This is a genomic window from Synechococcus sp. MU1642, from assembly GCF_020514115.1.
In the GTDB taxonomy this organism is placed as follows: Bacteria; Cyanobacteriota; Cyanobacteriia; order PCC-6307; family Cyanobiaceae; genus Parasynechococcus.
This window is the reverse complement of the sequence record NZ_VTKZ01000003.1, coordinates 45912-71426: the sequence shown is the minus strand read 5'-3', so window position 1 is coordinate 71426 and position 25515 is coordinate 45912. Positions and strand designations below refer to the sequence as shown.

Below are 25515 nucleotides of genomic sequence, written 5' to 3'. Positions count from 1 at the left end.
ATCGGTTGGAGCCTGATGGGCGACCCCAATGCCAAAGAGGCCGTGCTGCTGATTCATGGCTTCGGGGCCAACACCAGCCACTGGCGTTTCAACCAACCGGTGCTGGCCGAACTGCTGCCCACCTACGCCATCGATCTGCTCGGCTTCGGGCGCAGTGATCAACCCCGGGCCCGCTTGAAGGATGAACCCACTGCAGACGATTCCGTTCATTACGGCTTTGATCTCTGGGGTCAGCAGGTGGCTGACTTCTGCGATGCGGTGGTGCAACGGCCCGTGCTGTTGGTGGGCAATTCGATCGGTGGTGTTGTGGCCCTGCGGGCCGCACAACTGCTGGGAGAACGATGCAGTGGTGTGGTGCTGATCGACTGCGCTCAGCGCTTGATGGACGACAAGCAACTGGCCAAGCAACCCGCCTGGATGGCCTGGATCCGGCCGCTGCTGAAAACAATGGTGCGGCAGCGCTGGCTCAGCACCGCTCTGTTCCGCAATGCAGCACGCCCTGGGGTGATCCGTAGCGTGCTGAAGCAGGCCTACCCCAGCGGTGCCAACATCGATGAGCCACTGGTGGAACTTCTGTTCCAACCCACCCAACGCGACGGTGCCCCCGAAGCCTTTAGAGGCTTCATCAACCTATTCGACGATTATTTGGCCCCACAGTTGATGGAAGAGCTAAATCTTCCAGTTGATCTGATCTGGGGCAAACAGGATCCATGGGAACCAATCGCTGAGGCCGAGCGCTGGGAACAAACACTGAGCTGCGTTCGATCACTAGCAGTGATTGAAAAAGCAGGCCATTGCCCCCACGACGAAGCTCCAGATCAGGTGAATCCAGTGCTGCAAAGGCTAATTAAGACAAAAACAGCTCAACAGGCGACGTAAGCCTCCACCTGATCACTCACCCGACGCAGACCAGCGAGACCGTCCCGCTCCAGGTTGCGAACACGGTCACGACTCATGCCCAGAATTCGGCCGATGCCAGTAAGGCTCATCGGGTCTTCCCCATCCATGCCGTAACGCATCCGCAAAACCTGCTCCTGCAGATGGGGCAGCTGGCCCAAGAGGCTGCGCAGATCTCCCTTAAGGCAATCTTCCTCCACCTGATCGCTGGGCAGATCACCATCGCCGGAAAGCAGTTCCAGCAGTTCGGTGTCATCACCATCCCCGACTTTCATCTCCAGGCTCACCGGCTGACGGGCACGGCACATCAGATCCTTGACGTCGTCTTCCGGAAGCTCAACGAACTCGGCCAACTCGGTGACGGTGGGGGTGCGTCCCAGTTCCTGGCTCAGCTCCCTCTGCCCCTTTTTGAGTTTGTTCAACATCTCGGTGATGTGAATCGGCAGCCGGATCGTGCGGCTCTTCTCGGCGATGGCCCTCGTAATGCCCTGACGAATCCACCAGTAGGCATAGGTGGAGAACTTGTAGCCACGGGTGGGGTCAAATTTCTCCACACCTCGCACCAAACCGATGGTTCCTTCCTGGATCAGATCCAAGAGTTCCATGTTCCGCTTGGTGTATTTCTTGGCCACACTCACCACCAAGCGAAGGTTTGCCGCCACCATGCGCTCCTTTGCGCGACGGCCGTTCTGCAGCTTGCGCTTGAGCTGCATTGATGACAGCCCTGACGCCTTCGCTAGCTGATCACGGCTGGGTTTCTCACCCACCTTGCTCTCAAGCTCAGATTCGAGCGTCTCGAGGTCCATCAGATCCTGAACCTGACGCCCCAAGGTGATCTCTTGCTCGTGGGTCAACAGGGGCACACGACCGATGTCACGCAGGTAAGAACGAACCAGATCCACGTCTGCCGTGACGGTTCTTACTGCTTTCGCAGCAGTTTTGGGCTTGGAAGCAGCGGTCGCAGCCGGGGCCATGGAGTGCTTCTTTGAGTTATGTGAAGCGTACTCCTAAGAAACGTAAACGGACTCTCAGAAAACGCCTAAAACAAAGAAATGGGTAGAAATACTTGTGGCTTGCACCAGCTGCGGCAGGTGGACCAGCAGCCACCCTGCAGTCTTCAAGTAGATCAGGGTGCCAGCAACATCCGTGCAGGTGGTGATGAAGGGCGTGGACATCAGGGCTGGATCCAGACCCATGCGGTCAAACAGAAGTGGAAACGCTGCACCCGCTGTGGCCGCGAGGGTGGTGATCGCCAGCAAGCTCATCCCCACTGAGAGGCCCACCAAAGCGCTTTCGCCGCGCCACCAGGCAAAGGGGACCACCAGCAGCATCATCAACACCCCCAGCAACGCCCCCGCCATGGCTTCGCGGCCAATGGCCCGCATAGGTCCGAGGCTGGAGATGCTCTGGGTGCTCAAACCACGGATCACCACCGTGGAGCTCTGGGCCCCCACGTTGCCGCCGGTGCCACCAAGCAAGGGAATGAACGCCGCCAACAGCACCACCTGCTGGAGCACGTCTTCATTGGCAGCGATCACCTCTGAGGTGAAAAAGCTGGCCAGCACCAGCACCGCCAGCCAGACCACGCGGCGGCGAGCAACGGTGAACAGGTTGCTGCTGAAGTAATCGTCGTCGTCACCGGCCTGCACAGCCCCTGCGGCGTAGAGATCACGGGTGGCCTCCTGTTCGATCACATCGATTACGTCATCCACGGTGACGATCCCCACCAGACGCTGTTCCAGATCCACCACGGGAACCGCGAGGAAGTCGTAGCGCTGGATCGTGCGGGCCACCTTCTCCTGATCGGTGTCGGTGCTGACGCTGAGCACCTCCTCCGTCATCACATCGCCGATGCGGGCCTGAGGATCTGCTGTAACCAGATCCCGCAGCGACAGGATGCCGGTGAGGCGTCGCTCCGCATCGGTCACATACAAGGAATAAATCGTCTCGGTGTCGCGGGCACGCCGCCGCACGATCTCCAACGCCACAGCCGCCGTCTGGTTTTCCTTGAAGGCGATGTATTCGGTCGTCATCAAGCGACCGGCCGTCTCGGAGCGGTAGCCCAGCAACTCAGCGGTCACCTTGCGCTCATCAGGGCTGAGCTCGCTCAGCAGCTGTCGCACCACCTTGGCGGGCAGCTCCTCAAACAGACGGGCCCGATCATCCGGGGACATCTCCTCCATCACCTCCCGCATTTCGCCGGAACGCAGCAGGCTCAGCAGGCTCTGTTGGGTGGCGGTGTCGAGGTATTCGTAAACACTGATGGCCTCGTCCTTGCTGAGCAGACGAAAGGCAATCGCCTGCAGGTTGGCGGGAAGACTGCCGATCGCCTCTGCGATGTCCACCGGCTGCACCGGTTCCAGCAGCATTTTCACGGTGTCGTAGTTGCCCACCAGGAGCATCGCGGCGAGCTCCTGAGAGACAGCTTCCGCTAGCAAGTCGGGCTCCACGCTTACGCCAGCACTGCTCAGCCCCGATGCCTCCGTCATGCCCCCTCCGGCCGGGAGCCCAGTGTATGGCCGTTACAGCCGGTTAACCTCTGCGCTCCTTCCCTGTTAAGACATGGCGATCAGCGTCAGCTCCGTCTCCGTCTCCACCCCTGACGGCAGCAGCAAATCCCTGGGCGACTACGCCGGCAAGGTGCTGCTGATCGTGAACGTGGCCAGCCGCTGTGGCTTCACCAAGCAGTACGCAGGCCTACAGGCCCTGAATGAGACTTACGCCGCCAAAGGCCTGGCGGTGCTGGGTTTCCCCTGCAACGACTTCGGCGCACAGGAACCCGGCAGCCTGGACGAGATCAAGGGCTTCTGCTCCACCACCTACGGCGCTGACTTCGAACTGTTCGACAAGGTGCATGCCAAGGGGAGCACCACCGAGCCCTACACCACCCTCAATCAGATGGACCCTGCCGGTGATGTGGAGTGGAACTTCGAGAAATTCCTGGTGGGCAAGGACGGCACGGTGATCGCACGCTTCAAGAGCGGCGTCACCCCTGAAGACCTCAAGTCCGCAATTGAGGCAGCTCTGGCGGCCTGATCAGCACAGATCCAATGCGGCCAGCAACTGCTGGCCGTAATCCGACCAGGTTCGAAGCACTCGTTGCTGAGCAGCTTCATTCAAATTGACAACGCGATCCGGAGAGGCCACAAGGAAACCGATGGCCTCCGCCAACAATCGCCAGCTGCGGGTGTCGACCGTCAGGCATCCACCCCCTACGGCCAGTTCTCCGAGGGCGCCATTACCGCTGCAAAGGCAGCCGCGGCCATGCCAGAGGCTCTCAGCAACGGGCAGACCGAAACCCTCTTCGATGGAGGGGTAAACCGTGAACTGCGCCCATGCATAGAGCTGATTGAGGCGCTCATCATCAGCATCTTGAATCCAGGCAACAGGAAGCCCCAGGGAGATCGAACGCTCCACCAACGCTGCGATAGAAGGGTCGTTCGCCCATCCAACGATTCGCAAATCCACAGCCCTTTCCTTGAACGCCAGCAGCCAGGCCAAGCCCTTCAGCATCGTGCGATGGTTCTTGCGCGACTCCAAGGAGCCAACACAAAGGAGTCGCAGAGGAGGCTCCGATTGATGAGGGTCCATATGTCGAACCCGCTGAGTCCCTGGACAGGCTTGGGCCAAAGGAAGCCCCTGAACGTGGGCGAAGGGCAGCTGCTCCTGGTTGAGGAAGCTGCGGAGATGCTCAGCCGTGGTGTGGGAATTGGCCAGAACCCGATCAGCACTTGCCAGGCCGCGCATGTAGTCCGCATGGGAGCGTGCGGCGATTGAGTTCTGACCCCCATAGAGATGGGCCAAACGAATGGGAATGGCGTCATGAAACACCCATGCCACCTTGAGACCAAGCGTCCTTGCTGACCGGGTCAACTCAGCGACGGATGGCCCGACACGGCTTCGAACCAGTTCGACCACAAGGAGCCAGGCAGGCTCAATGGTCGTGTCGAGATCCAGAGTCCATGCATGAGCAGGCGGACCGTTCCAACGTTCCAGATGTCGGAGTTGAGCTGGAGTCGCCAGCACAAAGCCCTGATCAGGCCGCCAGCAGACCGGCCGTAACGGAATGCCCAGCTCGAGCAAGGCCCGAGCCGTCAGTCGCACACAGCGCTGAATCCCTGTGTTGTGGGCAAAGCGCGTCGTGTGATCGACGTAAAAGAACATCCAGAACGGTTCAGTTGCTGAGGCGGCGACCGCACCAGAGCCCAAGCCCTGCGGCACCAAGTCCCAGCCCGAGGGTCAGCCCGATCAAGCCCAATGCAGCTGCCCAATCACCTGAACTCAGGTGCTTCATTGCCGCCAGCATCCAGCTGCTGAAGGTGGTAAGCGAGCCACAGAAGCCGATGCCTATAAGCAACTGGCGCCGCGGAGCCGCGGGCAATCCGGTCAGCAAGCCCAATAGGGCAGCCCCCAGAACGTTCACCAACAGGTTCTGATCTCTCAGATGCAGTGCCAGCTGCCAGCGCAAAAGAGCTCCGAAAACGGCGCCCACACCAACGAGCAACAGCTCCTGAAATTCCAAACGCAGGCTGGGTTTGGTTTCAAGCATGGGTCCCCAGTCCGTAACCCACAGCAGAGGCCAGCAAACCCGACCCGATCGAGGCCAGCGCCAGCACCAATGCCATCAGGACCTGGCCAGCCCGCAACTCGTTCAGCAGCTCCACAGCAAAGGTGGAGAAGGTGCTGAGGCTGCCGAAAAAGCCCACCCCCATCAGCAAGGCAATGCCGGTGCTGGAGGAACAGGTTTCATTGAGCCCCAACACCAGACCCAGGGCGAAACAGGCCACCACATTCACAAGGAAGGTGCCCCAATGTTTCTTGGGCACCATCGGATAAAAGTGGTTCACCACTTTTAAGCGCAACCAAGCCCCGGGGATCGCCCCCAGACCCACCAAAATCGCTTCAGGCACGGAGCCAGCCACGGCGTTGCTCTCCGGAAAGGGTTTGCACGTGGAGCCAATCCTGACCATCGGCAGCAGACCAATGCCGCAACAATCGCAAGGATGAGCCCGCCTTGAGGGTCCTCAGCCTCGGTGCCACGGCCAGCGGACTGAGGCGCAGGGGCTGTTCGGAACTAGTGTGCAAAGGCCCAGAGGCCACACGGCGACGGGGCTGAGGTTGACGTCGATCAGCTCCACCGGCGGGCAGGGCGGCTGGAGCAATCAGCGCCACCCCCAGCAGCCAACTCCACCGCAGAACAGGCCCCATCAAATGTCAAGGGCTGCCATATCCAGCTCAGCGCTGTGGGTCTCGATGAATTCCCTGCGAGGCGCCACCTTGTCACCCATCAGGATCGTGAAGATGCGATCGGCCTCGAGGGCATCTTCGATTTCCACCCGCTTCATCGTGCGGGTGGTGGGATCCATAGTGGTTTCCCAGAGCTGCTTGGGCATCATTTCGCCGAGGCCCTTGAAGCGCTGGATTGTGTAATTGGCCTTCTCGCCGAAGCCCTGCAGTGTTTTCTGCAGGTCGCCCTCGTTGTAGCAATAGGTGTGGTTCTTGCCGCGCTCCACTTTGTAGAGCGGCGGGCAGGCGATGTAGATGTAGCCGCCCTCCACCAGCTCCTTCTGGTAGCGATAGAAGAAGGTGAGCAGCAGGGTGCGGATATGGGCGCCATCCACGTCGGCGTCGGTCATGATCACGACCCGGTGGTAGCGGAGGTTCTTCACGTCGAAGTCCTCACCCTTGATCCCCAGGCCCAAGGCGGTGATTAACGCCTGGATCTCCGTGTTCTTGTAAATCTTGGCGTCGTCGGTCTTCTCGATGTTGAGGATCTTGCCTCGCAGCGGCAGAATCGCCTGGAAGCGACGATCACGGCCTTGCTTGGCAGAGCCACCAGCGGAGTCGCCCTCCACGATGTAGATCTCGGATTCGCCGGGGTCGCGGGAGCTGCAGTCAGCCAGTTTTCCGGGCAAGGTTGAACTCTCCAGGACGCTCTTGCGTCGCACCAGTTCGCGGGCCCGGCGAGCGGCTTCAGCGGCGTTGAACGCCTGGATCGCCTTCTCCAGTATCAGGCTAATCACGGAGGGATTGAATTCGAGGAACTGGCTGAGGGATTCACCAACCAGATTGTCGACGATGCCCCGCACCTCAGTGTTACCGAGCTTGGTCTTGGTCTGACCCTCAAATTCCGGTTCCGGCACCTTCACCGAGAGCACCGCCGTCAGGCCTTCGCGGATGTTCTCCCCTGCCAGATTGGAATCGGACTCCTTGCGTTTGCCCAGCTTCTTAGCGAAAGCATTGAGGGTACGGGTGAGCACCGTCTTCAGACCTTCGATGTGGGTGCCGCCATCCACGGTGCGGATGTTGTTGGCGAAGCCAAGGATGCTGTCGGAATAGGTATCGGAGCACCACTGCAGGGCCGCCTCCACCTGAACGCCGTCCTTCTCGGAATTCACATAGATGATTTCTGGATGAAGGGCATCCTTCTCCTTGTTCATGTAAGCGACATATTCCTTGATGCCGCCTTCATAGAAGTAGGTCTCTTCATGAGGGTTCCCCTCCTCATCGCGGGCAGACTGCCGCTCGTCACGAAAAACGATGCGCACGCCGCCGTTGAGGTAGGCCAGCTCCCTCAAACGGGCCGAGAGGGTGGCGTAGTCGAAAACGATGCCGCCGGTGAAAATTTCAAGGTCGGGCTTAAAACAGACGGTGGTGCCGGTCGCGCCGGACTCCGCTGCGGGCTGCGACTCCGACGCCAGCGCACCGATGGCCGCGCCGCGCTCAAAACGCTGGCGATGCACCTGGCCCTGTCGGCGCACCGTCACCTGCACCCATTCGCTCAGGGCGTTGACCACCGAGACACCAACGCCGTGCAGACCGCCGGACACCTTGTAACCGCCGGCACCAAACTTGCCGCCGGCATGCAGCACGGTGAGCACTGTCTCTAGAGCGCTCTTACCTGTGCGGGGGTGAACATCGGTGGGGATACCGCGGCCGTTGTCGCTCACCGAAGCGGAGCCGTCTTCACCGAGAATCACAACAATGCGGTCGCAATGGCCCGCAAGGGCTTCATCAACCGAGTTATCAACAACTTCGTACACCAGATGGTGCAAGCCCCGCGGCCCGGTGGAGCCGATGTACATGCCCGGGCGCTTGCGAACGGGCTCAAGCCCCTCCAGCACCTGAATCTGCTCGGCGCCGTAGGCGTTCTGGACCTTGGAAGCGTCGCTCATTCAGAAAGTCTCAAGCCAGGAAACCGGGTCATTGGCGGGCGCAACGGCCTTAAACCACACCTGACAATGTCAATCTACCACTGGCTGTCTATAGAGGCTCGCAGTGGCCTCTCAGCGCCCATTCCAAGCCGGGCTGCACCCCCCCCTCACCCTTTTGAACAGTTCCAATCCCCTGGTGATCAGCCTGCTCGGGCCCACCGCCAGCGGCAAAACCGCCCTGGCGCTTGAGATCGCTGAACAACTGGATCTAGCGGTGATCAACGTGGATTCCCGCCAGCTTTACAAGGAGATGAATCTGGGCACCGCCAAGCCGACGGCGGAGCAACAGGCGCGGGTGCCGCACCATCTGCTGGACCTGCGCACGCCCGATGAACCGATCACGCTGCAGGAGTTTCAGGCGATCGCCACCCCCTGCATCAACGCTGCTCTGGAGCAGCGGGGCGTGGCCATGCTGGTGGGCGGCAGCGGTTTGTACCTCAAGGCCCTCACCAGTGGCCTGCAGCCTCCGGCCGTGTCGCCCCAACCGCAACTGCGCCAGCAGCTGACGGCACTGGGCCAGAGCATCTGCCACCCTCTGCTGCAAGCCGCCGACCCCAAAGCCGCCGCCAAAATCGCCCCAGCCGATGCGGTGCGCACCGTGCGCGCCCTGGAGGTGCTCTATGCCTCCGGGCAACCGATGAGCCGCCAGGCCACAGCCAACCCTCCGCCCTGGCGGGTGCTGGAATTAGGCCTCAACCCTGCCAACCTGCGCCAGCGAATCCAGCAACGCACCGAGCAGCTTTACCGCGATGGGCTGGTGGAGGAGACCTGGCGCCTAAGCGAGCGCTATGGCGCTGATCTGCCTCTGCTCCAGACCATCGGCTATGGCGAGGCGCTGCAGGTGATGGCCGGCAGCCTCACTCCAGCCGATGCAGTGCGGGTCACCAGCCAACGCACCCGTCAGTTCGCCAAACGCCAACGCACCTGGTTCCGGCGTCAGCACAATCCCCACTGGCTGGCCGACCAGGCGACGCTGACGGATGCGATGACGTTGATCGAGCAACATCTAATGTGAAAGATGCAGACGTTGTATTGATCGAAGTTGTCTGTACTTGTCCCCGTTACCGCCTGAATGCCACCACGTCCCCGTTTTGACCGTCGTGCCCCGGTTCGGGAGCTGCCCAACATCAACGACCGGATCAACTACCCCCAGTTGCGGGTGGTCGACTCAGACGGCGCTCAGCTGGGCGTGATCAGCCGCGAAGAAGCCCTGGATGTGGCCAGTGACCGGGAACTTGATCTGGTGCTGGTGAGCGAAAAGGCTGATCCGCCGGTCTGCCGGATCATGGACTACGGCAAGTTCAAGTTCGAACAGGAAAAGAAAGCGAAGGAAGCCAAAAAGAAGTCGCACCAGACCGAAGTTAAAGAGGTCAAAATGCGCTACAAGATCGACCAGCACGACTACGACGTGCGTATCGGTCAGGCTCAACGCTTCCTCAAGGCGGGCGACAAGGTGAAGTGCACCGTGATCTTCCGCGGCCGCGAGATTCAGCACACGGCGCTGGCGGAAACCTTGCTGCGGCGGATGGCCAAGGACCTAGAGGAAAAGGCCGAGATTCAGCAGGCGCCCAAGCGGGAGGGCCGCAACATGATCATGTTCCTCACCCCGCGCAAAACACCGTTGGTGAAGAAGGAGGAAAAGGAACAAGCCGCCAACAAGGCTGTGCGCACAATCCCTTCACCGCCGCGGCCTACCGCCGACAAGATGGCCAGCCCCCACAGCTAAACCAAAGGAGCTTCACCAAGCAGCAGACGCCATCCCTGGGCTGAGGCCTGAGGATCGAAGCTGCTACGGGCTTCGCACATGAAGCCATGGTCGGCTCCGGCATACTCCACAAATCGCAAGCGCTGGCCAGCAGGATCGGCATTGCGCAGGGCTTCACGAATCGCCTCTCGGTCCTCTATTGGGATTAAGGGATCAGCCGTGCCGAACACACAGGTGAGCTGCGCTTGGACCTCAGGCAACAGGTTTAAAGAGGGCTGACCGCCCCCGGGCCGCATCTGGACAAGGCCTGCTCCGTAAAAATCAAAGACCTTCTCAACCCCAGGCAACGTGGCTGCCAGAAACGCGGCGTGCCCACCGAAGCAGAACCCCACCACATGAATAGCCACTTGTGGGTGACAGGCTTGAAACCATGTGAGCGCTGCGGCGACATCAGCAAGGATCTGATCGGCAGTGGTTGCCTCTTTATGGCGTCGCCCTTGGGCCAGATCGGATGTTTTGTAAGCCAACTCCAAATCTGGCGCCGTGCGGGCAAACAAGGGGACAGCCAGAGCCGGATAACCCTTGGCGGCCAAGCGATCGGCGACGCTGCGCACCCAGGCATTCACACCGAAGACCTCAGGCAGCACGATATATGCACGTTTTATTAACGATTTCAATTCAATATCGTTCGCGTTGATCTGCGGCTCCGCGCACCAGCAGCGCAGTGGCACATAACCATTGGCGAGCTCAACCCAGTCAGAGGAGGGGGAGTTGGAAATTGTCACAAGTCCACAGGACACACCCCCAATTGTCACCAGGCAATTCGCTCCTTATGGTGGCCGCATTCCAACCTGTCCCACCGGCGTGCGATTCCATATCCAACAGGAAAGCGACATACCGGCATCGACGCAGCTCTACAACCAGATCTGTTTCGCCATCGCAGCGCGTCATTACCCACCGGGGCATCGATTGCCAAGCACGCGCCAGTTGGCCATGCAGACCGGCTTGCATCGCAACACGATCAGCAAGGTGTACCGCCAGCTGGAAACCGATGGCGTAGTGGAGGCCATGGCCGGCTCCGGCATCTACGTGCGCGACCAGCAGAAACCCCGGGAAATCAAGACGCCGCCGCACATCCGCAATCGGGGCGTCACCGACCTCGACCGTGAAGTCCGCAAATGCGTTGACGGCCTGCTTAATGCGGGCTGCACCCTGCAGCAAACCCGCGAGCTGCTGACCCGAGAGATCGACTGGCGCCTGCGCTGCGGCGCGCGCGTGCTGGTCAGCACCCCCCGGGAAGACATCGGCGCCTCGATGTTGATCGCCGAGGAACTGGAACCCTGCCTCGACGTGCCGGTAGAGGTGGTGCCGATGGAAGAGTTGGAAAGCGTTCTGGAGAACTCAAGCAACGGCACGGTGGTGACCAGCCGCTATTTCCTCCAACCGGTGGAGGATCTCGCCAAGAAGCACAGCGTTCGCGCCGTAGCTGTTGACCTCAACGACTTCCGCCAAGAGTTGGCCATGCTCAAAGAGTTGCGACCAGGCAGCTGCGTGGGCCTGGTGAGCATCAGCCCTGGCATTCTGCGAGCTGCGGAGGTAATTCTCCACTCGATGCGCGGCAATGAAATGCTGCTAATGACCGCCACACCAGATGTGGGCAGCCGGCTACTGGCCCTGCTGCGGGCCTCCAGCCACGTGCTCTGCGACCGGCCCAGCCTGCCCCTGGTGGAGCAGAGCTTGCGTCAGAACCGGGCCCAACTTATGCGCATGCCCCAGGTTCATTGCGCCGAGAGTTACCTCAGCGCCGATACGATCGATTTGCTCCGTAAGGAAATTGGCCTGCAGACCCCAGCGGCCGCCAGCTGACCCTCTCTGCGATGTTTGCTCACATCCGTGCTGACCTCGCGATCATCCGCGAACGTGATCCTGCTGCCCGTGGGCCGCTGGAAATTCTTCTCTGCTATCCGGGCTTCCAGGCGTTGACCCTGCACCGCCTCAGTCATCGGCTATGGCGTTCAGGGCTCCCCCTGAAGCTGCCAGCCCGGCTTTTAAGCCAACTGGGCCGGAGCCTGACTGGCATAGAGATTCACCCAGGCGCCAAGATCGGGCAAGGGGTGTTCATTGACCACGGCATGGGTGTCGTAATCGGTGAAACGGCCGAAGTGGGCGATCGCTGCCTGCTCTACCAGGGCGTCACCTTGGGGGGAACAGGAAAAGATTACGGCAAACGCCATCCCACACTCGCGAAAAATGTGGTCATCGGAGCTGGTGCCAAGGTGCTTGGTGCAATTGACGTGGGTGCCAACACCCGTGTGGGAGCGGGATCCGTAGTGGTGCGCAACGTCGAAGCCGACTGCACGGTAGTGGGCATTCCAGGACGCGTGATTCACCAGAGCGGAGTGCGCATCAATCCTCTGGCCCATTCGGCACTCCCTGACACCGAAGCCAATGTGATCCGGAATTTGATGGAACGCATCGACCAATTGGAGGGCCAGGTGCGCAGCCTTCAGGACAACCTCAGAACCATGGCCGCCGCCAACGGGAGCACTCTGAGCGAAGCACGCAGCGGCAAAGCCCAGAGCCTCAAAGACCGGGAGATCCTTGAGTTTTTAGGGGAGCAAAGCTGAACATAAAACAAGACAACGATAAAAATCACTCTCAAGGTAAAATAATAACTCCTATTTAACTACCAAACGAACGAATCGAAGCTAAAACTATTTAATTTTTACTCGAAAAAATCTTGCGCTAGCGATAATTCTCAATACGCACTAACGAAGCGCATCAAGGTATGAATCCCAATCAACCCCAGGAGACAGTAATTTAGCTTCGCAATGCGTAGAGCGTCCAGGTATAGATGTACCAAGAGTATACCCCCTATTTTTCAGCTCCAAGAACAAATCATGATCATTAGGCCAAGACAAAGCATTTCCAGTAAACTTTTCTTTGAGCATAATTTTTGCAGACGAAGCCAAGGTCTTTTCACGACACGCAAAAGTCATTACCGTACTTGGAACACTTGCAAAATGCCCTACAGAGGTAAGAACGATTCTTCTGGTTAGACCAGCATACATTTCCGCAAGATACTTATCAGGATGATCATAAAGACTTACAAAATCAAAATGATTCAAACCTTGCCGAAGCCACTTTTTTTGTCCAGGAAGATGCAGATGATCATCTTCAACGAAATAAAATATTTTTGCGGGATGCAAGGACGCAAGCCTCAGAGAGAGACGAAAAGAGCCACAATTGCCCCTAGATGTTCTATAAACAAATGGAAGAGTTGATGCAAAATATCCATACTGAGCATCGCTAACATTATCACAAATGCATACTATTTCCGAATCCTTAAAGCTTTTGAGTAATGATTTAAGAGTTAAAGAACTATCAATTCTTGCAAATGGATTTTTGCCGCATCGCCTCGACGTCCTAAAAAAAACAGTAAATTCTTTTTTCATTTAAATCAGGCCAACCTACAAAAATGACTTGCACTCAAAAATAAGAGAAATCAATTAGCAGGTTCATTAGGAGCAGATTTTCCAGACGAAGTGGCAGGCTGGAACATAAACATTGAATAGATCACATTTCGTCGCATATTTGTCATCATCTCCAGGAACATATCGTAGCCCTCATTCTTATATTCAATCAAAGGATCTTTCTGTCCGTAGCCACGCAGACCCACCGATTCGCGTAAGGCATCCATGGCCTGAAGATGTTCTCGCCAGAGAGTATCGATCTGCTGAAGGATGAAAAAGCGTTCAGCTTCCCGCATCAAGCCTGGACGCTGCTGTTCGATCTGACCTTCTTTGAGGTCGTAGGCATTGCGAAGTTGTTCCTGCAAGAAGGCCTTAAGTTCTTCCATCCCAAGGCCCTGCACCTGCTCGGGGGTGAGGTCTTCCAACAAATAAATGAACTCCTTCACCTTGCCCACCAGTTGGTCGAGATCCCATTCCTCCGGTGGAAGATCCGGATTCACATAGGCCTCAACAATCTCGGCCATGGTGCGCTCGCCATAGCCGATCACCTGCTTCTTCAATGCACGGCCATCCAGCACCCGACGACGCTCGGAATACACCGCCCGGCGCTGGTTGTTCATCACCTCGTCGTACTCGAAGACCTGCTTACGAATGTCGTAGTAATAGGTCTCGACCTTCTTCTGGGCCCCTTCCAGGGAGCGGGTAAGCATGCCGGATTCGATCGGCATGTCTTCCTCAACGCGGAAGGCATTCATAAGGCCGGCAACGCGTTCACCGCCGAAGATGCGCAGCAGGTTATCTCCCAAAGACAGGAAGAAGCGGGTGGAGCCAGGGTCGCCCTGACGACCGGCACGACCCCGGAGCTGGTTGTCCACCCGGCGGGACTCATGCCGTTCGGTACCAATCACATGTAGGCCGCCGGCCTCGCGTACGCGGGCTTCCTCCTGCTCTACCACAGCGTCATATTCCGCCTTTACTCGTCCAATCGCCTCGCGCAGGGCCTGGATCTGAGGGTCCTCGGTGGGCGCTTTCTCAGCAGCAGCGGCAATCCGCTCCTCCAGCTCCATCAGACTCAGCGTCCGATCGCCCCAAGCCTTGACCAAATCACGGGCCAACTGACCCAGGTCTTGATCGGTGCCGTCGGTGAGGAGGCAAGGATAAAGGCTCTCACCGCTTCGGGGCAGCGCTGGCGCAGCAGTATCGACAAAACCTCCCGCTGCAGAACTGCGCTGTAGAGGCACCGGGGGCTTGTGGTCGTCCTCGGGCTTCACTAGACGGCCCAGCAGAACCTCCCGCAACTTAAGGCGGGCCATGTAATCGCTGTTGCCACCAAGGATGATATCGGTGCCCCGGCCCGCCATGTTGGTAGCGATGGTGACGGCTCCAGCACGACCGGCCTGAGCCACGATCTCTGATTCACGCTCGACGTTCTCCGGCTTGGCATTGAGCAGGTTGTGAGGGATCTCCTGCTCAGCAAGAAGAGAACTGAGCAACTCGCTCTTTTCCACGGACGTGGTGCCCACGAGCACCGGCCGGCCTTTCTTATGGATCTCGGCAGTTTCGTTGGCAACAGCCCGCCATTTGGCGGTTTCTGTTTTGTAAACCTGATCAGCCCAGTCCTGACGGGCACGCATCCGATTGGTGGGAACAATTGTGGTCTCGAGTTTGTAGGTCTTCTCAAATTCCACTTCTTCAGTTTTGGCCGTACCGGTCATGCCCGCCAATCGGGGATAAAGCAAGAAGAAGTTCTGATAGGTGATCGAGGCGAGAGTCTGGGTTTCGGCCTGAATCTGCAGCACTTCCTTGGCTTCGATGGCTTGGTGCTGTCCATCACTCCAACGGCGACCAGGCATCACACGGCCGGTGAACTCATCAACGATGACCGCTTCGCCATCGCGAACGATGTAGTTCACGTCCTTCACGAACAGCTCTTTGGCTTTAAGAGCATTGGTGATGTAGTGGGCCCAGGGATCCTGCGGATCAAACAAATCCTGAACTCCAAGCATCTGCTCAGCCTTGGCAAAACCATCATCTGTGAGGGTGCAGCTGCGCTGCTTCTCATCGACTTCGTAATCCCCTTCGGGATCAACACCGTCCTTGCCCATTTCGGCAGCACGCTCAAGAGCCTGAGCCACCTGGGCCGCCTGCTGATATTTCTCCTGGGGCCGCTCCACCTGACCGGAAATGATCAGCGGAGTGCGGGCCTCATCGATCAGGATCGAATCCACCTCATCAATCACACAGTACTGAAACTCCCGCTGCACCACCTCGCTGATGTCGGCGGCCATGTTGTCCCGCAGGTAGTCGAAACCAAGCTCAGAGTTGGTGGCGTAGGTGATGTCGCAGTTGTAGTTACGCCGTCGTTCCTCCGGGCGCATGTCCTGCTGAATCAGGCCCACGGATAAACCGAGGAAGCGGTGCACTTGGCCCATCCACTCAGCATCACGGCGGGCGAGATAGTCGTTGACTGTGACCACATGAACGCCGCGCCCGGTGAGAGCATTGAGATAGCTGGGCAGGGTCGCTACCAGGGTCTTGCCCTCGCCGGTTTTCATCTCGGCGATCTGGCCTTCGTGCAGCACCATGCCGCCGATCAGCTGCACATCGAAATGACGCATACCAAGCACTCTCCTGCCGGCCTCACGGACCACCGCAAAGGCCTCGGGCAGGATCTCATCCAGGATCGGACGCTGGTTGACCAGGCTTCCAGCGTTGGCAAGTCGCTCCTGAAAAGCAACTGTTTTTCCACGAAGTTCGTCGTCGGACAGAGGCGCGATTTCCTCTTCCAACAGATTGATATCAGAGACGATCGGCTGGAAGCGCTTCAGCTTGCGGGCATTGGGGTCACCCAGCAGCAGCTTGAGCATGGATACAGCAAATCGATATGAGAGCAGCCTACTGAGCCTGCTCAGCAGAAATACTGCGGCCATCCGAACAAGCACGTCCAATGACAGGCCTTCAGCATTAGGTGCAGCTGGAGCAGCTCACCCGAGCATTGAGCATCCAGAGCAGCGACCCTGCCATCCAGGCGCGGGGCTCGTTAGAGCTGTTGAGATCCCACTGTTCGAGCCATTGATACAGTCCAGAAAATTCAGCTTCTTTGATGCGGCTGTCCGTATTAGTGGTTTCAAGGACAGCAGCGCTGATTAATCGCCTCTGCGACAGCCTTGACACTGCCTGCGGCCTAGCGCCAATTGATGTCGAGATCCTCTGCTCGTGGAATGGCAGTGATGTGGAGGAAGCACAGATCCGCAACAGCAGCCGCTACGACTTTCACATCGCTCAGCGAGTTCCGTACCATTTCGCCACCAACATGAACTCCCTTGCCGCTTTGTCAGGCGGAGAAGTTTTGATGTTGGCGAATGACGACCTGATTCTCGACCCTGGCTGCGTTGATGCGGCTATTCAGCTTTTGAGCAGTCGACCCAAAGTGGGATTGGTGGGAGCCCTATTACGTGATAACCAGGGCTTCCTCAGCCATGCCGGCATCAACTTTGATTTGCGCTGCTCTAGCTATCACCTGCTGGATCGTGTTTTGCCTGTGGCAAGAATCGCAGAGGGTTTGATTCCTTCTGCACCGGTGGCAGCGGTCACCGGTGCTCTGCAATGGATAGATCGCGATGCCTTCCTGCGGCACCCCTTCAACTCGGAGTACCTAGTGAATGGCGAAGACGTTGAGCTCTGCCTCGACGTTCAACAGCATCTTGGCCAGGAAGTGTGGCTCTGCAGCGACGCCAGCGCTATTCACGACGCGGAAACCACACGCAGCCAAGATCCACTTCAAGCCGGTAACAGCGCTGATGAGCTTCGCTTACGCGCCCGCACGAGGAACTTCCTAGATCAGGCCACAGGAGAACAGTTGCGCGTGCTTTTACAACAACAGCAACGTGAATCCCAACTATTGCGCGATGAACTCCAGCAGGAGTGCGGCAACGCGAAACAGCTGCGCCTTCGCCTCAAAGAGCAAGAGGCGGTACTGCTCTCGCTGCGGGAAGAACGACTGCGGCTGCGCGATCAACTGGATGCCAAGGAGGACTGCCGCTGATGTGCTCTACTCATCGATATTGCACCACCGATCAGCCCTTAAAAGGGCTCAAGCTGGTGGTGTGCGGCTACGAACTCGAGCAACGCGAACATCGTGGCATCGCTGTGTTCAGCAAGGGGCTGCTGCGATCGCTCAAACAGGCTGGAGCAGAGGTCTGGTTACTGAGCGAAGTCGCCCCGCCGATGCAAGACATGCTGTCGCGAGCATGGTTGCCGCAAGCGGTGCGTCGCACCGTATTTACAGCTCGCCTGCTCGATCAGCTTAATAGCGGTGAATCCCAATTCAGAATCAATTCCGCTCTGAAACGCTGGTTGCTCAACTTTCCGCGGCTGGGCAGGTGGTTGAGATGGCTCGATCAGATCCGGTATGAAAGGCAATCACTGTTTCCGCGCCGGCGGGTCAGTACTAGTCAACTGACCAAGATTCCAGCCAATCAACTACTAAACAGTCCCTACCAACGCTGCGAAAGGCTGGCCTATCTGCGTGACATAGATGGAGTGATCTGCGCGAGACACTGTTTTCGTGACTCGTTCAGCCTGGCCAGGAAACGTACCAGCCCGACACTGCAAATCGACCTCAATGGCTTCGATGGCTTCATTACAACCAGCCCCCTCAACTTGCAGCCACTGAACACTCCGATCTTCCTGCAGACAGTGCACGATCTGATCCCATTGGAATACGGACGCACCCTCGACCACCTACCCAGTTTCAGCCGCCGCCTGCTAGCAACCATCAGTGCCCGCCGGATCTACGTCTCCAAAGACGCTGAGCAGAAATTCAATGCCGGCCTGCTTTCGGCTTGCAAAAACACTAAAGAGCTAACCCCCACGCGGGTTCTAACCCAACCCCCCTCACTGCAGTTCCCAGGCGACGCCCTCGACTGGGAGGCTCGCACCAGCGACCTGAAGGTGCTCTCAAGCAACCAAAAGCAGCTGCATGTGCTGACGCCCTCTCAGTTCCTGCTCTTCAACTCTTCGGTGGTACCCCATAAAAATCTTCTCTTCGCCCTTCGGGCGTACATGGAATCGGACATTGAGCGAATGGGGGTGAACTTCTGCATCACTGGTCAGCCACAAAATGATGCCTACAGCAGGGAAGTGAACGATCTAGTGAGGAAACACAAAAGCGTGATTTTTACCGGATATGTAGATGAAGCCACCAAACGACACCTCTACCTGAATGCACTTGCTCTGATAAGCCCTTCTCTGGTGGAAGGATTCGGCATTCCCGTCCTCGATGCCGCCTGTCTAGGGCTGCCGGCCCTAGCCAGCCCGATTGGCTCCCACCGCGAGATTCAGGCGATGCATGACTTCCAGGAGCACGTGTTGCTCTGCTCCACTCTGCACACCAGCGACTGGGCCAGTGCGATGAGACTGGTGGCCCTGCGGCTGCAACAGAAGCTCCAAGACCTCAGCACCGAAGGCGCGGAGTTAATGCTCAACCAGATCCGTAGGGAACGTATCCAGCGTTACCAGGTACTGCAAGAGGAGATCAAGATCGCCTTCAGGGCTGGTCTCTGCGAGCTGCTCAGCGAGGACATCCATACAAACCTCAGCACTACCGTGCCAAGGCTCTGATCTGGGCGCTGATCGCATCAACCTGACGTTCCACACTGAGAGATCGTGCCAGCTCTAAGCCGCGCAGCGACAACTGCCCCCAGAGGGCTGGGTCTCGGCACAAATCAATAACTAATCGTGCCAGAGACCTGCCGTTGTCATCAACGGGAAAGAACATGGAACTCTCGGAATGAAATTCCCTGTGTACGGGTATGTCCGTGATCAGCGTTGGAATACCTTCAGCCTTCGCCTCCAAGACCGGATAGTCGAAACCTTCTTCAGTACTAGCTGAAACCAGAGCCATCGAAGCACGCACCACAGCCACCAACTCAGAATGCGGCAATGCACTAATCAGCTCGACCTGCTCGGGGCGAGGCAAACCCTTGTGCAATCGATGCACCATTGATGTCTGGGGACCGACTCGGCCGATGATCCGCAGCGTTCCATTCCATTCTGGCCACTGGCGTTGCAGCTGATCGATGCCCCGGAATAGAGCTGGCAAGTTCTTATTCAGGTCATGCCTAGCCAGGGCCACGAGGTCATGACTCGAAGGCTCGAGAACAGGGGGACGGAGGATCTGAATTCCATTCGGAATTACCTCGATCCGATCCGACTCCACTCCAAACTCCACAAGCTCGTTGGCCACGTAGTGGCTAATCGCGATCAGCCGGGTAGCAGCCCGGCAGTGGCGTGGCTGCCATAAGCGATATCGCAACCAAGCCTTACGGCTGTTGGAAGCGACCAGTGGTGTGAGGTCATGGCATGTAATCAGCTGAGGTACCTCAGGCCAACAGAGCAGGGCATCAAAGAAGGGCGAATAGATCGCCTCTAGTTGAGCTCGCTTGATCCCCTCGCGTTGCAGCAAAGCCGATAGGTCAATTCCGTGCTGCACCAGGCTGTAGCGCTGCAGAAAACGCATGGGAAGCCCCGGCGCCCGGGCAGGCGGCTCAGGTGACCATTGCTCAGGGGGCACCAACTCCAATTGACCTCCGAGCCCTAACTGAAGGCGAAGACCATCTACTCCTGGCACAACCCTCTGCACGTAGCTTCCAAAGCCGGAATGACCGGGCTGCCAAGACAGCAAGTTGATCAGCTGGGTCACAACAATGAGCTAGCGGCGCAACTATCCGTAGGAATAGAGAGGGTCAGATCAGAAAAGGAATGTAAGGGCGTTCACGGTTCAACCAATTCAACGCAACCCACAAACCAATAATATTGAGGGCTAGCAACAACAAACCCACAGACCATTGAAATTCCCCAGTCATTAGAGAGTGACGCACTGGGCTTAGCACACGGTAAAGGGGATTTAAGTTGGCAGTCCAAGCCATCGTCCCAAGATTATCTTTGCGATACAGAATTGGAGAGAGTAGAAATACCAGCTGCAACACAATAGGAACAAGCTGATAAAAGTCGCGGTAACGAGCACCGAGGAGACAAACAATCATCGGCAGCCAGAACAAGAATAAGAATAAGTTAAGCAGTGGAAACCAACCATAGACAAATAAATTGAGTAGCAAATTACGCTGAAACCAACTCAAAGCAAGCAACACTAATGCAAACGATTGAAGGAATGTCTGCACCTGAAAAGCCCACTCCTCAAGCACAAAAAAGATCGGGTTCAGATTTGTGTTGTGTACGTGAGAATGGTTGTGCTCAAACAAATTGGGTGCCGAACCAATCGCCGCACTAATGGCGTTCCACACCACCAAACCAATACCGAGATACACCACATAAGTGCTGAAATCCTGCACCTTGAACACGGTGCCGTAGACCAGCGCAAGAGCTGCAATCGACAGCAGATTGGAAAGTCCCAACCAGAAGCTGCCAAAGAACGTACGAGCAAAACGTGCGCGGGTGCGGGCAGTGGCGGTAAACCACCAGGCACGACGCATTCGCCAGGCATCCTTCACGGTGGAGCGAACGGAGGAGTGGGCGATGCCCTGAGGGCAAAAACTGACCTGGGTCATGACGCCATCCTCATGGAGGAAGAACAATGGGTGCGGTGGTAGTACTCCAGCGCGTCGTCTAGAGGCCCGGAAAACACCACGCGACCACTGTCGAACACCAAACCGCGGCGACAAAAACGTCGCAACAACTCGTCTGAGTGGGAAGCAAGCAACAAGGTGCCAGCTGAACTGAGAAAGCGGGTCATGCGCTCCTGGGCTTTTTCGTAAAAACTGGTGTCGCCTGCGCCTAACCCCTCGTCCATAGCTAGGCACTCGTGACTACCTCCAGTAAGTACGGCAAACAAAAGACGCGCTGCCATGCCCTGGCTGTAGGTCTTCACCGGCAAATGGATGAAGTCGCCTAGACCAGAAAAATCAATTACGTCCTCGCAGAACTCCCCGAAGCCACGGAGATGACCGTGCGCCAACAGATAGTGAGCCTTGATCGCCTGAAGGCCACTGAGCTCCGGACTCGTAACAAATCCCTTGTGAATCATCGGAAATACAGGCACATGGGCCTTGAAGTGGCCGGAAGTGTGCTTGTAGATGCCCGAAACAAGCCGCAGGAAGGACGATTTTCCAGCACCGTTATGACCGATAAGGGCCACCCTCCCCCCCTGATGGACGTTCAAAGTCACCCCATGAAGAGCAGTAATCACTGCACCTCCTCGACTGCGACTCAGGTGACCTCCAGTGACGGAGCGAATCAGGGATGCTTTGAGAGAACGGGTTTCCGTCGTGAAAACAGGAATGTCCAAACAGACATTCTCAAGCTCAAGCACTACCGGGCGTTCATTTAAAGGGGGGAGATCTTGCTGATTGATCACCAATGACCCTTCACTCTGTCCATGAACGGACCATACCTGTTTTCAACCGGTCTCCGAACTTGGTTAACTGCTGCAGCCAAACGGAACGAGCAAACAAGGTGGTGTAGCGGTCCCGAGCCTTCAGACACATGAGGTTGCGCAACTGGGGCTGATCCGCCAACCGCTGCAACACTTCTACCAACCCTTCGGGCGACTGCGACCAGGGCAAGCCGGACAGCTGCCCGACCCAGCCCATCCCCGATCGCGGCTGGTCAAAAGCCAAGGCAATCCTGCCGGCCGCCATCGCTTCCAACTGCACGATGCCAAAAGCCTCATTGCTGCGGTCGGAGGGCAACACCAACACATCTGAAGCAGAAATCTGGGCCTGTTTTTCCCGCTCAGGCAAGCGCCCATGAAACTGCACCAACTTTGAATCCGATCGAAGCTGGCTGAAGAACAACCTCTGCGCCAAATACTCAAAGCGACTGCGGTTAGGTCCATCCCCAACCACCGACAACCGCCAGGGTGACCTCAAGGCTGCCAATGCTTTAAGCAGCCAGTCAAGACGTTTATAGCTGTCGAGGCGACCGATGAAAAGAACTCGTAATGGGTCACCCTCTTCCATCACAGGTAAAGGTAAAGCCATGGCCGCTTGTTCTTGGCTTGCGCTCAAACAACAGGGCAACACCACCACTTGGGCAGGGGAACAACCGCAACGCTGCAGCTCAGCAGACATCACAGGAGATGTGGTGACCACTGCGGACAGATGGGGGAGAACCCGCAAAGCGATCCACTGGTACAACCCAAACAAAAGGCCGCTTAAACCGGGCGTTTTCTCGAGAAAAGAATGCCAATGGGCCGTCACAACGCGGCGAGGCCTTAACAAGCGTGCCAGAACCAACAGCAGCAGAACCCCCGGAGAGGGCAAATGACCATGAAGCGGATCAGAAGAAGCCAATAGAGATATGAGTGGCCGGCTCGGCAACGGCACGTGCAAGCGCCCGCCAACCCCGACCGAGCGCAAACGCTTGCGTATGTAAGTCACCGGTAGCGCATCCTGACGCAAACATGCCTGACCCTGCACATCGAGGCTGTACGTAACTCCGCCCCAGCAAAGACTCAGCTCGTGGGCCACCCTTTCAACTCCGCCATAGCCAGGTGGCCACTCCCGAAGTATTTGCTGAATGGCCACCGATCAACTGCCCCCCGAAACATTAGGAAGTAACAAGGCACTTATTCTCCAGTCCCATCACCTCTGGCCGAGTACGACCTAGACCAAGGGATGAACCGACCAAAGTCAACGTAATCTGTGAACCTCTTCCTACCTTTGAGACAGAGCCAACAGATCCTGGATCAAACAAGCAGGGCCCTTCGTGCCTGAGCGAGCAAGGACAAACCGATAAGGTCAGGATTGAGACGAGCGAGGCGTGAGCGCACACGCGGTTGCAACTTGCGCTGCAACCATTTACGAGATGAAGTATTTGCCACAACCTTCAAAAGGTCGCTGAGCTGCTCAGGCTTGCGCAGGGAAAACCGAAGGGCCGCCTCAGCCCCAGCCTCCCGCAGACCACGGGCATCAGCCACCAAAGACAAACCGCCAGATGCCATAACCTCGATTGCAGGCAAACCAAAACCCTCAATTCGACTAGGAATCACTACAGCAAGAGCCTGGCAGTAAACCGTCGCCAGCTCGGAATCGCTAAACCCGGCTGCCGTAATCCGCCCACGCAGATGGGGAAAGCGCACCTCCAGCTCCTGGGCCCGCTGCTCTGCGGCAATGCCGCAAAGCACTAGCGGCAGCCAAAGCAGATCTGGATCGGCGAGAGCCTGAGCCACGAACTCAGGGTTTTTGTAACTGCCAATTGCACTGGTTGCCGGCAAGAGAACGAACGCTTCAGGTAAGCCTGCCTCCTGTTGAAGACGGCGCCAGAGCGACACTTCGCTAGGTGAATCATGAGTTTGATGAAATACCTCCGCAGGAGCAAGGTGGCACCAGGAGAGTTGAAGATCAGGCTTCCGCAACAAATAAGCGAGATCCTCAGCAGTAGCCGAAGACACAGCAAGATGAGTAACTGCCTTCTGCCACCACCGGCGACGTAGAGCCATCAGTTCTGGTTGATCAGGCCGAATACGCTCCGGCAAACAGTCATGTACCAAAGCAAGTTCGGGACAAGCCGGGCGATTAGAGCCACAATTACTAATCCAACTAGAACAAAACACATCGGCCTTCCACTGATTCACCAAAGAGCTGTTTTCTTCTGACAAATCTGCTACTGCCTGAGGATCAAGAGGATCAACCTCTTGCCCCTCAAGTGATAAGAGGGAACTGGTGAGACTGAAGTGACTTTTTCGATCAATAACAGCTACAGGTGACTCAGCATTTATCAACCCAGGCAACTGCCATGTCGAAAGAATCTGCTGCCAGACACGCGTGATACCGCCATGGGGTCGACTCAACCAACATCCATCAATCAGCAGCCTGGGACCTTGATCTCGATGCAAACGATGATGAAGTTCTTGAAGTAAAAATCCACCGGACTGGGTTTGAATTTCATCGGCAAGAACGGAGTCCGCTGCGCACGGTCCACTTTCTCTCCAAGCCCGAAGGACCCTGGATGCTCCCCCCCAATCAGGGAAGGAGGCAGAGCCATTCTGATTGGCCATTATGTGGATCGACCCCCAAAGCTAAGGGCGATAAATGACGACCAAAATTTTGGACAATGATCTTGTCTTAGTCCTATATTTTTTGGCAGAAGCGGGATCACCTAGATGCAGCCCGAAAGAAGTCACCTAAAGCACGCATAGGAGCTGTGATCCTCCAACTATGGGAATTCTGAAGGTCCTTGAGCTTTCTCTGGTACGAGATGCACTCGAGCTCTCGTTGCTCCAAGGAGGAGACAATCTTTTTCATGTCATTCTCAATAGAATGAAAACGATTTTGGAGCAATCTAACCTCAGTTTCAGGCAGAAGTTGATCACGCATAGAACACTCTAAGACTTCTCGGGGCAAAGAATTAAAATGCTCTTTGTAACTTATTAATTGGTCCGCAGCCTTAATAATATTTGAATAAGTATGCTCACAAATCTTCAGAAGCAATGGATGGATGAGAGCTCGACGTTCAGCATTAATCGGAGCCTCGGCTCGATTAAGTTCCGGCCTAATCAGCGTTGTTACTAAAGCCCGAGTCTGATCTTCTGATGGCCTTGAATGCTTGTGAAGCTCGAGAAACGGACCTAGATGCTGCTGCAGGGATTGATCATCAAAAGCCAGCAAATCGCTGTAAAGGAGCAACAAGTCCTCTGAACACAGCTGTGAAGCAATGTGATGATTATAGATCCACCACAACACAAGACCACGATTCAGGCTGAAGCCATTGCGGGCATGAAGTGATTTGGCTACCGCTAACGGTTCGCGGAGGGCAACGACAAGGGGTATGCGACGCAGGAGAATGTGCAAATAAGCGGAATATGTCACACACAACCGCGGATCTTTATCAACCCATGAGTGCTCAAGGGCATAAACAGAGAGTCTGCTTCGGTGAGGTTGAAGCGCACTTAGCAGAGGAGGCTGGTCCCAGCAGGTAGGGAGAAGCGGAGGTCGATCCCACTGGCAGCCCACAGCTCCAAGCAGAGCGTCGTTGGTCTCCACAAGACGCTGGCTTTCGAAAAAGCCAAGTGGGTTCTCCAGCTTCAGTTCCAGATCACCACGACGCTGCCTAGGGTCCTCGCCGGTCACCAGACCATGCATCAAGGAAGCCAACAGGGACGTGCCGGAGCGGTGACAACCAGTGACAAACACCTAAACAACATCCCCAACCGAAAATCAGCCTAAGCGGGGCTATCAGGAGCCCTAGAGTCCGCTCAGCCCTTATC

General features: G+C 57.0%; 24 protein-coding genes. 8 read left to right on the top strand and 16 right to left on the bottom strand.

Annotation, left to right across the window (positions count from 1 at the left end):
• Positions 1–15 precede the first annotated feature (15 nt).
• A complete protein-coding gene (locus FZZ85_RS04365; protein WP_226412910.1) occupies positions 16–879 on the top strand; it encodes an alpha/beta fold hydrolase in 864 nt (287 codons plus the stop codon).
• Here the strand turns inward: FZZ85_RS04365 and FZZ85_RS04360 are convergent.
• A complete protein-coding gene (locus FZZ85_RS04360) occupies positions 864–1871 on the bottom strand; it encodes an RpoD/SigA family RNA polymerase sigma factor (RefSeq protein ID WP_226412614.1) in 1008 nt (335 codons plus the stop codon). The genes FZZ85_RS04365 and FZZ85_RS04360 overlap by 16 nt on opposite strands.
• 54 nt (positions 1872–1925) lie before the next feature.
• The gene (mgtE, locus tag FZZ85_RS04355) at positions 1926–3386 is read right to left on the bottom strand and encodes a magnesium transporter (RefSeq protein ID WP_226412612.1); all 1461 of its coding nucleotides are present in this window, start codon (positions 3384–3386) and stop codon (positions 1926–1928) included.
• 73 nt (positions 3387–3459) lie between these two features.
• Between mgtE and FZZ85_RS04350 the strand changes: the two genes are divergently transcribed.
• Positions 3460–3933 (top strand): glutathione peroxidase, encoded by a 474-nt coding sequence (locus FZZ85_RS04350; RefSeq protein ID WP_226412610.1) that lies wholly within the window; start codon positions 3460–3462, stop codon positions 3931–3933.
• Here FZZ85_RS04350 and FZZ85_RS12175 read toward each other — a convergent pair whose 3' ends face one another.
• From FZZ85_RS12175 to gyrB, 5 genes are read right to left on the bottom strand one after another with little or no spacing between them, the layout of a single operon-like run.
• Positions 3934–5118 (bottom strand): glycosyltransferase family 4 protein, encoded by a 1185-nt coding sequence (locus tag FZZ85_RS12175; RefSeq protein WP_226412608.1) that lies wholly within the window; start codon positions 5116–5118, stop codon positions 3934–3936. It lies immediately after the preceding gene.
• Positions 5072–5446, bottom strand: coding sequence for a CrcB family protein (locus tag FZZ85_RS04340; protein WP_226412606.1), 375 nt, complete (start codon positions 5444–5446; stop codon positions 5072–5074). The genes FZZ85_RS12175 and FZZ85_RS04340 overlap by 47 nt, the downstream gene beginning before the upstream one ends.
• Entirely contained in the window at positions 5439–5819 is a 381-nt protein-coding gene (locus FZZ85_RS04335; protein ID WP_226412604.1) for a CrcB family protein, read from the bottom strand. The genes FZZ85_RS04340 and FZZ85_RS04335 overlap by 8 nt, the downstream gene beginning before the upstream one ends.
• Positions 5800–6105 carry an SH3 domain-containing protein gene (locus FZZ85_RS04330; protein ID WP_226412602.1) on the bottom strand — a complete coding sequence of 102 codons (306 nt, stop codon included), beginning with the start codon at positions 6103–6105 and terminating at the stop codon, positions 5800–5802. Before FZZ85_RS04330 ends, FZZ85_RS04335 begins: the two co-directional genes overlap by 20 nt.
• Entirely contained in the window at positions 6105–8072 is a 1968-nt protein-coding gene (gene gyrB / locus FZZ85_RS04325) for a DNA topoisomerase (ATP-hydrolyzing) subunit B (protein ID WP_226412600.1), read from the bottom strand. The genes FZZ85_RS04330 and gyrB overlap by 1 nt, the downstream gene beginning before the upstream one ends.
• A gap of 154 nt (positions 8073–8226) precedes the next feature.
• On the opposite strand from gyrB, the gene miaA reads away from it, so the two are divergent.
• Entirely contained in the window at positions 8227–9126 is a 900-nt protein-coding gene (gene miaA, locus FZZ85_RS04320) for a tRNA (adenosine(37)-N6)-dimethylallyltransferase MiaA (protein WP_226412908.1), read from the top strand.
• 57 nt (positions 9127–9183) lie between these two features.
• Entirely contained in the window at positions 9184–9837 is a 654-nt protein-coding gene (gene infC / locus FZZ85_RS04315; RefSeq protein WP_226412598.1) for a translation initiation factor IF-3, read from the top strand.
• Here infC and FZZ85_RS04310 read toward each other — a convergent pair.
• Complete coding sequence (locus FZZ85_RS04310; protein ID WP_370631132.1) at positions 9834–10463, bottom strand: dienelactone hydrolase family protein; 630 nt, start codon at positions 10461–10463, stop codon at positions 9834–9836. The two genes, infC and FZZ85_RS04310, sit on opposite strands and share 4 nt — an antisense overlap.
• A gap of 217 nt (positions 10464–10680) precedes the next feature.
• On the opposite strand from FZZ85_RS04310, the gene FZZ85_RS04305 reads away from it, so the two are divergent.
• On the top strand, positions 10681–11682 hold the full coding sequence (locus FZZ85_RS04305; RefSeq protein WP_226412595.1) for a GntR family transcriptional regulator: 1002 nt from the start codon (positions 10681–10683) through the stop codon (positions 11680–11682).
• 11 nt (positions 11683–11693) lie between these two features.
• Positions 11694–12443: a serine O-acetyltransferase gene (cysE, locus tag FZZ85_RS04300; protein ID WP_226412593.1), complete on the top strand. Its 750-nt coding sequence runs from the start codon at positions 11694–11696 to the stop codon at positions 12441–12443.
• A gap of 141 nt (positions 12444–12584) precedes the next feature.
• Here the strand turns inward: cysE and FZZ85_RS04295 are convergent, their stop codons facing one another.
• The gene (locus FZZ85_RS04295) at positions 12585–13271 is read right to left on the bottom strand and encodes a hypothetical protein (protein ID WP_226412591.1); all 687 of its coding nucleotides are present in this window, start codon (positions 13269–13271) and stop codon (positions 12585–12587) included.
• 50 nt (positions 13272–13321) lie between these two features.
• A complete protein-coding gene (gene secA / locus FZZ85_RS04290; protein WP_226412589.1) occupies positions 13322–16156 on the bottom strand; it encodes a preprotein translocase subunit SecA in 2835 nt (944 codons plus the stop codon).
• A gap of 236 nt (positions 16157–16392) precedes the next feature.
• On the opposite strand from secA, the gene FZZ85_RS04285 reads away from it, so the two are divergent.
• Entirely contained in the window at positions 16393–17334 is a 942-nt protein-coding gene (locus tag FZZ85_RS04285) for a hypothetical protein (protein WP_226412587.1), read from the top strand.
• Entirely contained in the window at positions 17334–18911 is a 1578-nt protein-coding gene (locus FZZ85_RS04280; protein ID WP_226412585.1) for a glycosyltransferase, read from the top strand. The genes FZZ85_RS04285 and FZZ85_RS04280 overlap by 1 nt, the downstream gene beginning before the upstream one ends.
• Here the strand turns inward: FZZ85_RS04280 and FZZ85_RS04275 are convergent.
• From FZZ85_RS04275 to FZZ85_RS04250, 6 genes are all read right to left on the bottom strand, one after another.
• Complete coding sequence (locus tag FZZ85_RS04275) at positions 18892–19992, bottom strand: glycosyltransferase (RefSeq protein WP_226412583.1); 1101 nt, start codon at positions 19990–19992, stop codon at positions 18892–18894. The two genes, FZZ85_RS04280 and FZZ85_RS04275, sit on opposite strands and share 20 nt — an antisense overlap.
• A 43-nt stretch (positions 19993–20035) precedes the next feature.
• Positions 20036–20857: an ABC transporter permease gene (locus FZZ85_RS04270; protein WP_226412581.1), complete on the bottom strand. Its 822-nt coding sequence runs from the start codon at positions 20855–20857 to the stop codon at positions 20036–20038.
• Entirely contained in the window at positions 20854–21474 is a 621-nt protein-coding gene (locus FZZ85_RS04265) for an ATP-binding cassette domain-containing protein (protein ID WP_226412579.1), read from the bottom strand. Before FZZ85_RS04265 ends, FZZ85_RS04270 begins: the two co-directional genes overlap by 4 nt.
• Before the next feature lie 199 nt (positions 21475–21673).
• Entirely contained in the window at positions 21674–22834 is a 1161-nt protein-coding gene (locus tag FZZ85_RS12170) for a glycosyltransferase (protein WP_226412577.1), read from the bottom strand.
• Between the two features lie 161 nt (positions 22835–22995).
• Positions 22996–23748: a glycosyltransferase gene (locus FZZ85_RS04255; protein ID WP_226412575.1), complete on the bottom strand. Its 753-nt coding sequence runs from the start codon at positions 23746–23748 to the stop codon at positions 22996–22998.
• Positions 23749–24403: 655 nt separating this feature from the next.
• Positions 24404–25378, bottom strand: coding sequence for a hypothetical protein (locus tag FZZ85_RS04250; protein ID WP_226412573.1), 975 nt, complete (start codon positions 25376–25378; stop codon positions 24404–24406).
• Between the last annotated feature and the right edge of the window lie 137 nt (positions 25379–25515).

Bases quoted from the DNA above. Each gene is read 5' to 3' on its own strand.
- FZZ85_RS04270 (WP_226412581.1), bottom strand. From the start codon at position 20,857: ATGACCCAGGTCAGTTTTTGCCCTCAGGGCATCGCCCACTCCTCCGTT.
- FZZ85_RS04350 (WP_226412610.1), top strand. From the start codon at position 3,460: ATGGCGATCAGCGTCAGCTCCGTCTCCGTCTCCACCCCTGACGGCAGC.
- FZZ85_RS04295 (WP_226412591.1), bottom strand. From the start codon at position 13,271: ATGAAAAAAGAATTTACTGTTTTTTTTAGGACGTCGAGGCGATGCGGC.
- cysE (WP_226412593.1), top strand. From the start codon at position 11,694: ATGTTTGCTCACATCCGTGCTGACCTCGCGATCATCCGCGAACGTGAT.
- FZZ85_RS04340 (WP_226412606.1), bottom strand. From the start codon at position 5,446: ATGCTTGAAACCAAACCCAGCCTGCGTTTGGAATTTCAGGAGCTGTTG.
- secA (WP_226412589.1), bottom strand. From the start codon at position 16,156: ATGCTCAAGCTGCTGCTGGGTGACCCCAATGCCCGCAAGCTGAAGCGC.
- FZZ85_RS04360 (WP_226412614.1), bottom strand. From the start codon at position 1,871: ATGGCCCCGGCTGCGACCGCTGCTTCCAAGCCCAAAACTGCTGCGAAA.
- FZZ85_RS04255 (WP_226412575.1), bottom strand. From the start codon at position 23,748: ATGGCTCTACGTCGCCGGTGGTGGCAGAAGGCAGTTACTCATCTTGCT.
- FZZ85_RS04330 (WP_226412602.1), bottom strand. From the start codon at position 6,105: ATGGGGCCTGTTCTGCGGTGGAGTTGGCTGCTGGGGGTGGCGCTGATT.
- FZZ85_RS04365 (WP_226412910.1), top strand. From the start codon at position 16: ATGGGCGACCCCAATGCCAAAGAGGCCGTGCTGCTGATTCATGGCTTC.
- mgtE (WP_226412612.1), bottom strand. From the start codon at position 3,386: ATGACGGAGGCATCGGGGCTGAGCAGTGCTGGCGTAAGCGTGGAGCCC.
- FZZ85_RS04285 (WP_226412587.1), top strand. From the start codon at position 16,393: ATGCGGCTGTCCGTATTAGTGGTTTCAAGGACAGCAGCGCTGATTAAT.
- gyrB (WP_226412600.1), bottom strand. From the start codon at position 8,072: ATGAGCGACGCTTCCAAGGTCCAGAACGCCTACGGCGCCGAGCAGATT.
- FZZ85_RS04280 (WP_226412585.1), top strand. From the start codon at position 17,334: ATGTGCTCTACTCATCGATATTGCACCACCGATCAGCCCTTAAAAGGG.
- infC (WP_226412598.1), top strand. From the start codon at position 9,184: ATGCCACCACGTCCCCGTTTTGACCGTCGTGCCCCGGTTCGGGAGCTG.